Source organism: Candidatus Aquicultor sp. (genome assembly GCF_054640775.1).
This window is the reverse complement of sequence record NZ_JBTSLF010000169.1, coordinates 1-5,384: the sequence shown is the minus strand read 5'-3', so window position 1 is coordinate 5,384 and position 5,384 is coordinate 1. Positions and strand designations below refer to the sequence as shown.

The window sequence follows — 5,384 nt, the reverse complement described above, 5'->3', positions numbered from 1 at the left end:
ACTGCGAGAGCGCAAACTTAGCTTCTGGCAATCCCACAAAATTAAGCGCATCTACGGTTGCGGTTGCCAGCATAAGGGCATGGGGGTCGGCGTTTCCGATATCCTCCGAAGCGAATATTACCAGGCGGCGGGCTATAAACTTCGCGTCTTCGCCGCTCTCGAGCATCCTGGCGAGGTAATACACGGCGGCATCCGGATCGGTTCCTCGCATGCTTTTTATAAAGGCGCTGATAATATCATAATGGGCATCGCCCGCGCGGTCGTATCGTAGCTGTTTCCTGTTAATAGCACTTTCAGATACCGCTAACGTAATAACACGGCCCGCTCTATCACCAGCGTCACTCCCATCGCCATCCTCATCCTTGACTATGCTATTGGCCGCAATCTCTAGCGCGGTGAGGGCGACTCTAGCATCACCGTTCGCGCTCTTTGCAATATGCTCAAGCGCCTCATTCTCGATCTCAAGATTCATTCCCCCCAGGCCATGCATTGTATCGGCAATCGCTCTTCTTAAGATCTCCATAATATCCCGGTCGGCTAGTTGCTCAAGCTGGAATAGCCGTGATCTGGAGAGTATCGGTGCGTTGACCTCAAACCCCGGATTTTCCGTAGTGGCGCCGATCAAGATCACGGTGCCGGCCTCGATGTGCGGCAGAAACGCGTCCTGCTGGGCTTTGTTGAAACGGTGTATCTCGTCGACAAACAGAATGGTGCGCTTTCCTTCGAACCTGCGCCTGTCGGAAGCCTCTTTGACGACCTTTCTGATATCGGCGACACCGCTCGTTACCGCAGAAAACTCGATAAAATGTGCTTCGGTCATCTGCGCGATGATCCTGGCAATCGTAGTCTTACCGCTTCCCGGAGGCCCCCACAAAATCATAGAGTTGAGCTTATCGCTCTTGATTATATTCCTGAGCAGGCCGTTCTCGCCGAGCAAATGTTCCTGCCCGACAAACTCATCCAGATTGTGTGGGCGCATCCTTTCGGCAAGCGGGGTATGCGAAGCGAATTGAGCGGAAAACAAACTATCCGAAAACAAATTATCCATAGCTCAGATTGTAATGAGAAAAGAGAAGAAATACCAGCATGAGACAAAAACCTATACCTAAAATACGCCCAGAGGCTTATAATATGACCTGGTGGATAAAGCAAAAACGAACGGTTGCATTACTAGGTAAAGGGAGAACATGACCTTTTTAAAAGAAACTCGTGTCGGTCTAATAGTAATAACGGTGGTGGTAGTTCTTACGATTATGCTGCAGGGCTGCGGAGGCAGCACCGCCACCCAGGAAAAACCCCCAAGTGCGGCAAAAAGTAAGCCGGTGCTCGTCGACCCATCCAAGGAGTCCAAGAAAATAGAGCCATCCAAAGAGACCGCAAAGTTTTTCGATGCCATAAAGCAAGCGGAGCGGGTCATTATCATCGACGGCAAAAACGGTGACCTGACGGATGAGCGCAATCAGGAGCCCTTAAGCGTGCTTTACGCCGACGGCCCCACCTATTGGGATATAATGCACGCCGTAACCTCGGCCAAGCCAACCGGTAAGCCGCTGGGTGGGAGCGATGACTATAAACTACGCTGGTACAAAAAGGGCTACAAAAACGTAGGTGAAGCGTACATAAGCAAGGATACGGGTCGCATCATCATAACATTTCCCGAGCTTACCGAGGCTACAAAAACGCCGGATCTACTCATTCCACAAAAAGAACTCGAGACGATCATAGAAGCCGCTACCGTAAACCGCAAAGAAAATAAAGGCCGTGAAATATAGTACTATGAACCCCAAGCCTGGGATTCAAGCCCCTGGGCCCTATAACGGCCAAGCGTTTACCCTTGCCGCTCCTGATATAATCATCTTGGAGAATGTCTAGGAGAATTGTCTAGGAGTATTCAAAAGAGGATTCACTTATTTCACACAATAAGATAAGCATAAAAAGCTGGAAATGGGACGGTAATGCACGAAGAGAAGATAGTCATTCGCGGAGCGAGAGAACACAACCTAAAAAATATAAACCTGGAGCTTCCCAGGAATAAAATCATTGTTATGACGGGCTTGAGCGGCTCGGGCAAGTCGTCCTTGGCGATCGATACGATCTACGCCGAGGGTCAGCGCCGCTATGTCGAATCCCTGTCGGCGTACGCCAGGCAGTTTTTGGGGCAGATGAACAAACCCGATGTCGACCACATCGACGGCTTATCGCCCTCGATCTGCATCGACCAGAAATCGACGTCCAAAAACCCCAGGTCGACTGTCGGCACGATTACCGAAGTCTATGATTACTTGCGCTTATTATATGCAAGAATCGGCACGCCGCATTGTCCAAACTGCGGAAAAGAAATCACGCAACAGACATCCCAGCAGATCGTCGAGCAGGTCTTAAAGCTCGCCGATGGCACGAAGTTGCAGGTGCTGGCGCCGGTCGTTCGGGGCAGGAAGGGCGAGTACCGCGAGCTGTTCGAGCGTCTGAGAAAAGACGGTTTTGCAAGGGTGCAGGTCGATGGCAAGGTCTACGGCCTTGAGGAAGACATAAAAATCGATAAAAAAGAGCGCCACGATATCGATGTAGTCGTGGATAGACTTGTCATGAAGGACGGCGTGCAACGCAGGCTCGCCGATTCCATCGAGACGGCGCTCAATTTGGGTGACGGAATCGTTTCTATCCAGGTAATCGATGGCGAGCGGCAGGATTTCAGCGCGCACTTCGCCTGCATCGATTGCGGGATAAGCCTTGAAGAACTCGAGCCGAGGATGTTCTCGTTCAATAATCCCTACGGCGCATGCAAGGAGTGCACGGGCCTTGGCACGAGAATGGTCGTCGACCCCGAGCTTGTCATACCGGATGAGAACCTCAGTATCAGCGAAGGGGCCATCCACCCGTTTTACCATAGCCGCATGGACTTTTATCCCAAGCTTATCAAGGCGGTCTGTGAAGAATACGACATCGATATGGACACTCCCTGGAGGGACCTCACCGAGGATGAGCAAAAGACAGTGCTGCTCGGGACCGAAGGACGGCCGATCTATATCAAATACCGCAGCATGACCGGGCGAACCAGGAGCTACCACGCATCCTTTGAGGGCGTGATGAAGAACCTGGCGCGTCGTTATCGCGAGACCGACAGCGATTACGCACGCGAGTGGATCAGCCAGTATATGGCGCTGCGGCCGTGCGCCGCGTGTAACGGCGCACGCCTGAAGCCCGAGAGCCTGGCCGTAACCGTGGGCGGGCTCAACATCTATGAACTTTGCGAAATGTCGGTTAAAGACACACTTTCGTTTATAAGCAACGTCACCCTCAGCGACCGCGAGCAGATGATAGCGCATCGCGTGCTTAAAGAGGTGCGTGAGCGCCTGAAGTTCCTTGTCGATGTCGGCCTCGATTATCTGACGATAAACCGCACGGCGGGCACGCTCTCCGGCGGCGAGGCGCAGCGTATCCGTCTGGCCACGCAAATCGGCTCAGGCCTGGTCGGCGTTCTCTATGTTCTGGATGAGCCGAGCATCGGCCTTCACCAGCGCGACAACCGCAGGTTGATACAGACTCTCAAGCGTCTCCGCGATCTCGGCAACACACTTGTGGTCGTCGAGCATGACGAAGAGACCATGGTCGAGGCCGACCACATCGTCGATATCGGACCGCTTGCCGGCGAGCACGGCGGCAGGATCATCGCGACCGGGACGATCGACGATATCATGAAAAGCCAGGACTCGATTACCGGCCAGTTTTTAAGCGGCAGGCGCAAGATCGAAATTCCCATCGAGCGCCGGGTGCCCGGTGAGGCATGGCTTCGGATAAAAGATGCGAGCGAACATAACCTTAAAAATATCGACGTAGATATTCCGCTCGGCCTGTTTGTAACCGTAACCGGCGTCTCGGGCAGCGGCAAGAGCACGCTGGTCACCGATATATTGTCGAAAGCACTCGCCAAAAAGTTCTACCGTTCGAGGGAACTCCCCGGCAGGCATGGCGCTATCGAGGGGCTCGAGCACATCGACAAAGCCATCGAAATCGATCAATCACCGATCGGCCGCACGCCAAGGTCGAATCCGGCCACCTACGTCAAGCTATTCGACGATATACGAAGCCTGTTCAGCCAGGTCCCCGAGGCCCAAATCAGGGGATACAAGCCCGGGCGCTTCAGCTTTAACGTCCGTGGCGGGCGCTGTGAGGCCTGCAGCGGCGACGGCACGATCAAGATAGAGATGCACTTCCTGCCGGACATCTATATCCCGTGCGAGGTGTGCAAGGGCGCCAGGTATAACAACGAAACCCTTGAGGTCAAATACAAGGGCAAAAGTATCGCCGATGTCCTCGGGATGTCGGTCGAGGAGGCGCTCACGTTTTTCGAAAACGTACCCAAGATCAGGCGCAAACTTCAGACCCTGTATGATGTCGGCCTGGGCTATATAAAGCTCGGCCAGCCGGCGCCAACGCTCTCGGGAGGCGAGGCCCAAAGGGTGAAACTTGCCACCGAGCTGTGTAAAGTCGCAACCGGCAGGACCTTCTACATATTGGACGAGCCGACCACCGGCCTTCATTTCGCCGATATCGAAAAGCTTCTGGAGGTTCTAAAGCGGTTGGTGGCACAGGGTAACACCGTAATGGTAATCGAGCACAACCTTGATGTGGTTAAAACCGCAGATTGGATTATCGACCTCGGGCCGGAAGGCGGGGAAGGCGGCGGCTGGATCATAGCAACCGGCTCACCTGAGCACGTCGCCGAGGCAAAGCGTTCCTATACGGGTCAATTTCTCAAGAAAATGCTTGATAGAGACAAGGTCCCCGTGTAAGGGGACTAGCACTCTACCGCTTTAATGTGTTAAACTGCTAATGTAGATACTAAAGGTATTATCAGGCGGGTTCTTCCCAAAGTCTACCGGGACATGCGCCTGATCATGTTTATTATTCGTACGGGAGCTGATACATGTTAAGCCTTGCTTTGCCAAAAGGAAGCCTTGAAGAGCAAACCCTGATGTTGTTTGCCCAAGCAGATCTTGAAGTCAAAAAGGAATCGCGCGGTTACAATCCTTCGATCAACGATCCTCGAATCAGCAAAATCAAAATCCTAAGACCCCAGGAAATCCCCATATATGTCTCAGAGGGATATTTTGACCTTGGGATAGGTGGACACGATTGGATCATCGAATCGGGCGCCGATGTGGTCGAAGTCGCGGATATGCCGTATGCAAAAACCGGTGCGGGCATCATGCGCCTGGTAGTTGCGGTACCCGAAGACTCGCCGATCCAAAAACCAGAGGATATACCCGTCGGAAGCCGTGTAAGCACCGAACTTCCAAATGTAACCCGAAAGTATTTTGAAAAGCTTGGTATACCTGTAAAAATCTCATTCTCCTACGGCGCGACAGAGGCGAAAGTGCCGG

Annotated in this window: 4 protein-coding genes; 3 read left to right on the top strand and 1 reads right to left on the bottom strand. The window is 52.9% G+C overall.

Annotation, left to right across the window (positions count from 1 at the left end; all coding sequences use genetic code 11):
* Positions 1-1,048 (bottom strand): replication-associated recombination protein A (locus tag ACYC56_RS11835; RefSeq protein WP_461374387.1); only part of this gene is annotated, 1,048 nt, incomplete at its 3' end.
* 139 nt (positions 1,049-1,187) lie between these two features.
* Between ACYC56_RS11835 and ACYC56_RS11830 the strand changes: the two genes are divergently transcribed.
* The 3 genes from ACYC56_RS11830 to hisG all read left to right on the top strand — a co-directional run.
* A complete protein-coding gene (locus tag ACYC56_RS11830; protein WP_461374386.1) occupies positions 1,188-1,772 on the top strand; it encodes a hypothetical protein in 585 nt (194 codons plus the stop codon).
* Between the two features lie 183 nt (positions 1,773-1,955).
* Positions 1,956-4,793: an excinuclease ABC subunit UvrA gene (gene uvrA / locus ACYC56_RS11825; RefSeq protein WP_461374385.1), complete on the top strand. Its 2,838-nt coding sequence runs from the start codon at positions 1,956-1,958 to the stop codon at positions 4,791-4,793.
* A 134-nt stretch (positions 4,794-4,927) separates the two neighbouring features.
* Positions 4,928-5,384: ATP phosphoribosyltransferase (gene hisG / locus ACYC56_RS11820; protein ID WP_461374384.1), on the top strand; the 457-nt coding region annotated here is incomplete at its 3' end.